The organism is Nocardioides sp. CPCC 206348 (assembly GCF_048654705.1).
Lineage (GTDB): Bacteria > Actinomycetota > Actinomycetes > Propionibacteriales > Nocardioidaceae > Nocardioides.
The window spans coordinates 5,506-10,532 of the sequence record NZ_JBMCZA010000199.1 but is presented as its reverse complement, the minus strand read 5'-3'; the positions used below and the strand labels follow the sequence as shown (position 1 = coordinate 10,532).

Annotated in this window: 5 protein-coding genes and 1 pseudogene; 4 read left to right on the top strand and 2 right to left on the bottom strand. The window is 70.3% G+C overall.

The features are described 5' to 3' along the window. Nucleotides 1-577: pseudogene (gene glmU / locus ACOADB_RS19270) on the top strand (bifunctional UDP-N-acetylglucosamine diphosphorylase/glucosamine-1-phosphate N-acetyltransferase GlmU); the annotation flags it as partial. Between the two features lie 95 nt (nucleotides 578-672). Beyond that, on the top strand, nucleotides 673-1,653 hold the full coding sequence (locus ACOADB_RS19265) for a ribose-phosphate diphosphokinase (protein WP_378602124.1): 981 nt from the start codon (nucleotides 673-675) through the stop codon (nucleotides 1,651-1,653). A 25-nt stretch (nucleotides 1,654-1,678) separates the two neighbouring features. Here the strand turns inward: ACOADB_RS19265 and ACOADB_RS19260 are convergent, their stop codons facing one another. Next, a complete protein-coding gene (locus ACOADB_RS19260) occupies nucleotides 1,679-2,851 on the bottom strand; it encodes an AAA family ATPase (protein ID WP_378602121.1) in 1,173 nt (390 codons plus the stop codon). Between the two features lie 120 nt (nucleotides 2,852-2,971). Continuing rightward, a complete protein-coding gene (locus ACOADB_RS19255; protein WP_378602118.1) occupies nucleotides 2,972-3,607 on the bottom strand; it encodes a maleylpyruvate isomerase family mycothiol-dependent enzyme in 636 nt (211 codons plus the stop codon). A gap of 91 nt (nucleotides 3,608-3,698) precedes the next feature. On the opposite strand from ACOADB_RS19255, the gene ACOADB_RS19250 reads away from it, so the two are divergent. Together ACOADB_RS19250 and ACOADB_RS19245 are read left to right on the top strand one after the other, a co-directional pair. Beyond that, nucleotides 3,699-4,130 carry a MarR family winged helix-turn-helix transcriptional regulator gene (locus ACOADB_RS19250; RefSeq protein WP_378602115.1) on the top strand — a complete coding sequence of 144 codons (432 nt, stop codon included), beginning with the start codon at nucleotides 3,699-3,701 and terminating at the stop codon, nucleotides 4,128-4,130. Between the two features lie 208 nt (nucleotides 4,131-4,338). Further along, nucleotides 4,339-4,965, top strand: coding sequence for a 50S ribosomal protein L25/general stress protein Ctc (locus ACOADB_RS19245; protein WP_378602112.1), 627 nt, complete (start codon nucleotides 4,339-4,341; stop codon nucleotides 4,963-4,965). Nucleotides 4,966-5,027: the final 62 nt, after the last annotated feature.

The following is a 5,027-nucleotide window of genomic DNA, read 5'->3' as shown; positions in this document are numbered from 1 at the left end:
GACCGTCATCGCCGAGGACGCGGTCGTCGGACCCGACACCACCCTCCAGGACTGCGAGATCGGCGCGGGTGCCCGGGTCGTGCGCACCCACGGCCAGCTCGCCGTCATCGGCGCCGGTGCCACGGTCGGCCCCTTCGCCTACCTGCGTCCGGGCACGCTCCTCGGCGCCAACGGCAAGATCGGCACGTTCGTCGAGACCAAGAACGCGCAGATCGGCGAGGGTGCCAAGGTGCCGCACCTGTCGTACGTCGGAGACGCGGAGATCGGCGAGGGCACGAACATCGGCGCCGGCACCATCTTCGCGAACTACGACGGCTCCGCGAAGCACCGCACGAAGGTCGGCCGTTTCGCCAAGACCGGCTCCAACAACACGTTCGTGGCACCCGTCGAGATCGGTGACGGGGCGGGAACCGGGGGCGGCACCGTCGTACGACGGAACGTGCCACCGGGGGCGCTGGCCGTCAGTGGCGGCCCGCAGCGCAACCTGCCCGGCTGGGCCCAGAGCAAGCGCCCCGGGACGGCCCAGGCCGAGGCAGCGGCAGCGGCGGGCAAGGATGAACAGTCAGGGAACGGCTGAGGCTTTGTCCGAAAACCGGTGGGGACTTGGGGCCGACCGCACCGAGCAGGCAGAATCCTAGGCATCACTTCCGGCGACCCAGGGGAGTCACTCGCGTGAGCGGTCTGAAGAAGACGACCGAGAAGAACATGATGCTCTTCTCAGGACGTGCCCACCCCGAGCTGGCCGATCAGGTCGCCGAGCTCCTGGGACAGCCTCTCGTGCCGACCCAGGCCTACGAGTTCGCCAACGGCGAGATCTACGTGCGCTACGAGGAGTCCGTTCGCGGCTGCGACGCGTTCGTGATCCAGAGCCACACCACTCCGATCAACGAGTGGATCATGGAGCACCTGATCATGGTCGACGCGCTCAAGCGCGCGTCCGCCAAGCGGATCACCGTGGTCATGCCGTTCTGGGGCTACAGCCGCCAGGACAAGAAGCACCGTGGCCGTGAGCCGATCTCCGCGCGCCTGATCGCCGACATGTTCAAGAGCGCCGGCGCCGACCGGATCATCACCGTCGACCTGCACGCCGACCAGCTCCAGGGCTTCTTCGACGGCCCCGTCGACCACCTCATGGCGCTGCCGCTGCTCGCGGACTACATCAAGTCCAAGTACGGCGACCAGCCGCTCGCCGTGGTCTCGCCGGACGCCGGCCGGATCAAGGTCGCCGAGCGCTGGTCCGCACGCCTCGGTGGGGCGCCGCTGGCGTTCATCCACAAGACCCGTCGCACCGATCGTCCGAACGAGACCGTCGCCAACCGGGTCGTCGGTGAGGTCAAGGACCGGATCTGCGTCCTGACCGACGACATGATCGACACCGGTGGCACGATCGTGAAGGCCGCCGAGGCGCTGATGGCCGAGGGCGCGGCAGGCGTCGTCATCGCTGCCACCCACGCGATCCTCTCCGAGCCTGCGGTCGACCGCCTCAAGAACAGCACCGCTGTCGAGGTCGTCATCACCAACACCCTGCCCGTGCCGGCCGAGAAGCAGTTCGACAAGCTCACCACGCTGTCGATCGCGCCGCTCGTGGCCCGCGCCATCCGGGAAGTCTTCGAGGACGGCTCGGTCACGAGCATGTTCGACGGCCACGCCTGACGCTTGCGCTGCGGACTACCCCCGGTCAGGCCTCGTCGAGGCCCCGCACGAACGCACCGAACCCCGGCAGGGTGAACCGCACCAGGCCGTGGCCGACGGGCTCGATCACGCCCTTCTCGATGAGGCGTTCGCGCGGAACGCTGATCGCACGGGAGTCGACGCCGAGGCCAGCGGCGATGGCGGCCCGGGTCACGTTGCCATCGCCGGCGGCGGCCATCGCCGCGAGGAACCTCTGCTCCGACTGCGAGGCCGCCCCCCAGCGCGCGCGATGCATGGCGGTGATCTGGTCGCGGGCGACGGGTAGCCCGCGCTTCACCGCGGTGAGGGTGAGCCGGGCGCCCTTGTCCGGTGGCGCGGCCTCCCAGGTCGTGCTGCCGAGCAGCTGCAGCAGGTAGGGGTAGCCGCGCGACTCGTTGACGATGGCGGTGAGCGCGGCCTCGGTCCACCCGACACCTTCGGCCTCGGCCGGCGCAACGAGGGCCGCCCGGGCGTCGTCCGTCGACAGGACGTCGAGCGAGACGAAGGTGCTGCGCTCCCCGAACGTGGCGGCCCGCGTCAACGCCTCGGGGGTGACGGGGAGGCCGGCGGCGACCGCCGCCATCGGGTTCTCCGCGCGTTCGCCGTCGAGGTTCTGCAGGGTGTTCAGGAGGACGGACATCTCCTCGGCAGAGGCGGTGTGCAGCTCGTCGAGGAGGAGCAGCAGGCCCGCACCTCCCCGGCTCCGTACCGAGGACGCCGCCCCGTGCAGCAGGGACTCCAGCATGCCGACGGCCGCCATCGGCGGCGGCGTCGTCTCCTTGCGCGCCACCTCGGCCTGCACCTTGGCCCCGGGAAGTCCGACCTCCACCGTCAGCCGATCGAGCTGTCCGCGCCACCGGTTGCCGGCTGCGCCACCGGGTACGGCGTCGGCGCGCTCGAGCGCGCGGCCGATGCTGTGCGCGATCTCGGGCAGGACGGGTTGCTGGCGCGAGCACGCGACCCAGGCGGTCACGAAGCCGGACTCCTCGGCCCGGCGCTGGCCGGCCCGCAGCAGGGACGTCTTGCCGATGCCACGGGGTGCGTGGAACAGGAGGAGCGGACCGCCGAGCTCGCCGAACGTCGCGACACGGCCGAGCAGTCCCTCGATCCGCCGCATCTCCGCGGTGCGGCCGGCGAGGATCCGCGGCACCTGGCCGGGGGTGTAGGGATTGTTCGGCATGGCGATCTCCCGAGCGTGATACGTCTTTATACTTCGCCCAAGCATAAAGCGGTATCTCCTCCCGGGGAAGGTGCCCGGAGGTACGGGTCGGTGATCTCCCTGGCCTGACCGGGCCCCGGCTCAGGTGAGTGTCGGTACCAGTGCGGTGCCCTCGCCCTCGACCAGCGCAGGATCGGGTCGCCGGCCCGATGCGATCATCAGCAGCTCCTGCATCGGCCCACTGACGACCGGCCCCTTGCCGCGGGCCCACTTCACGTCGGTGGCGACCATCCGGACACTCCGGACGAGCTTGCCCGTACCCATCAGCGGCGCGAGGCGTCGTACCCGGTCGGCGGCGACAGCCGCCGCTGCCGGAGGCATCTCACGGGTCCGCCCGAGCGGGCGGACGATGTCCTGGTGGTGCAGGAGTGCGTCGATCAGCGGCTCGACCGACGTGGTCGTCGGGACGTGGTGGGTGCTGGTCGCGTAGCGCTCGAAGTCGGACAGGATGCTGTCGCGCGTCTCGCGGGCGCCGAGCCGCTTCACCTCGCGGAAGATCATCGAGTTGTAGCCACGGCCGAGGTTGCGGGCCATGAGCCCGCCCATGTCGCGCCAGCCGATCTGGGGTGTCGAGATGACGTGGGCGGCGACGTCGTGGACGGTCCACCCGGGGCACAGCGTGTCGTGGGACCAGTCCTCGTCGGGGAGCTCGGCGAGCAGGCCGGCGAGGGCCGCCCGCTCCGCATGGATGTGGCGCCAGAGCTCGCTCTTGTCCATGGGACCTCCTTGGCGGCTCACGAGATGGTCAGGCTTCCTGACTGCTATCGTCAGGTGAACTGACTTGTTCGTCAAGCCCCCAGGAGGAGTGGTGACCGATCCCCACCCGGCGCTGCTGATGTTCATCAGTGCGCGGTACGCCGAACAGCGGATCCACGAAGCGATCGTGGCCGCCGGGTTCGACGACCTCACGCCGGCGATGGCGCGCGTCGCCGCGCGCGTCGCGGAGCAGGGGAGCAGGATCACCGACCTCGCAGAGCAGGCGCGGATCACCAAGCAGAGCGCGAGCGTCCTGGTGGACCAGCTCCTCCGGGCCGGGTACGTCGACCGGGTGCCCGATCCGTCCGATGCCCGTGCCCGGCTCGTGGTCGGTGCCCCACGGGGGGACCGGGCGCGGGAGGTGGCCCGGCGCGAGGAGCGCGCGATCGAGCGGGAGTGGACCAGCCGGCTCGGCCCGGAGGCGATGGCGGCGCTCCGTGGAGCCCTCGAGTCGCTGCGCGAGATCACCGACCCCTACCGCTGACCGGAATTTCGCCGTACCCCCGGATCGTGGGTAATCTTCTCCGGTTGCCTCGGCGAGGGAGCTCCCGCTTCTATGACTCCGTGATCGACTGGGCCGGCTCGTAGTACGTCACGACGCCGCGCGCCCTGCCGGTCACCGGGTGAGGGAAGCGCGGCGCTCCTGTTTCCGCAGGCTCCCACCGAGACCCAGACGATCCAGGAGATTCCCCATGAGCACCGAGAAGATCAAGGCCGAGATCCGCGCCGAGTTCGGCAAGGGCGCCGCCCGCCGCATCCGTCGCGAGAACAAGATCCCCGCAGTCGTCTACGGACACGGCAACGAGCCGATCCACGTCACCCTCCCGGGCCACGAGACCATGATGGCGATCCGCCACGGCGGCGCCAACGCGCTCCTCGAGCTCGACATCGACGGCACCGTCCAGCTCGCCCTGACCAAGCAGGTCCAGGTCGACCCGGTCCGCCGCGTCCTCGAGCACGTCGACTTCGTTGCCGTCGTTCGCGGCGACAAGGCCACCGTCGACGTCCAGATCCACGTCGTCGGCGAGGCCGAGCGGGACACGCTGGTCGTCACCGAGAACAACACCATCCAGGTCGAGGCCGACGCCACGAGCATCCCCGAGTCCATCGAGGTCAACATCGAGGGCGCCGCCGCCGGCACCCAGTTCCTCGCGGGCCAGATCGAGCTGCCGAAGGGCACCACCCTGGTGACCGACCCGGAGACGCTGATCGTCAACGTCACCGGCGCGCAGGACAGCGACACCGGCGAAGAAGAGGCCGCCCCCGCCGAGGGCGAGGCCGCTGAGGGCGAGACCGCCGAGGCTGGCGACAGCGAGTGACCTTCGGCCGGCTCAGGTGGTTCCTGGGCCGTCTGATCTCCCCGGCACGTTCCATCGTGCCG